At 60.3% G+C, this 506-nt stretch carries 1 protein-coding gene; it reads left to right on the top strand.

Annotation, left to right across the window (positions count from 1 at the left end; genetic code table 11):
• Positions 1-58 precede the first annotated feature (58 nt).
• Positions 59-506, top strand: a 448-nt coding sequence (locus tag NKH29_RS32585; protein ID WP_353001437.1) for a transposase, incomplete at its 3' end; no start/stop codon positions are given.

Here is a 506-nt window from a genome sequence, read left to right as displayed (position 1 = left end):
GGGACTGTCGGGAATTCTGTGCGCGAGGCCATGATGATGGAAAGGAGAGAATCATCGCATGGCTATTGAGAAGGAACTTCTGGACCAACTGCTTGCCGGCCGCGATCCGAATGAGGTGTTTGCCAAGGACGGATTGCTCGACGACCTGAAGAAGGCGCTTTCGGAACGGATTCTGAACGCTGAACTCGACGAGCACCTTGAGGACGAACGCACCGACGGCAGCGTCAATCGCCGCAACGGCCATTCGCGGAAGTCGGTGCTGACGGGCACGTCGAAGATGACGCTGTCGATCCCGCGCGACCGGGCCGGGACCTTCGATCCGAAGCTGATCGCCAAATACCAGCGCCGTTTTCCCGATTTCGATGACAAGATCATCTCCATGTACGCGCGCGGCATGACAGTGCGCGAGATCCGCGGCCATCTGGAGGAGCTCTACGGCATCGACGTGTCGCCGGACCTGATCTCGGCGGTTACCGATGCGGTCCTGGAGGAAGTGGCCGAGTGGC

It is taken from the genome of Mesorhizobium sp. M1295 (genome assembly GCF_040318135.1).
In the GTDB taxonomy this organism is placed as follows: Bacteria; Pseudomonadota; Alphaproteobacteria; order Rhizobiales; family Rhizobiaceae; genus Mesorhizobium.
The sequence above is the reverse complement of the archived record's forward strand: the minus strand, read 5'-3'. Positions and strand labels throughout refer to the sequence as shown.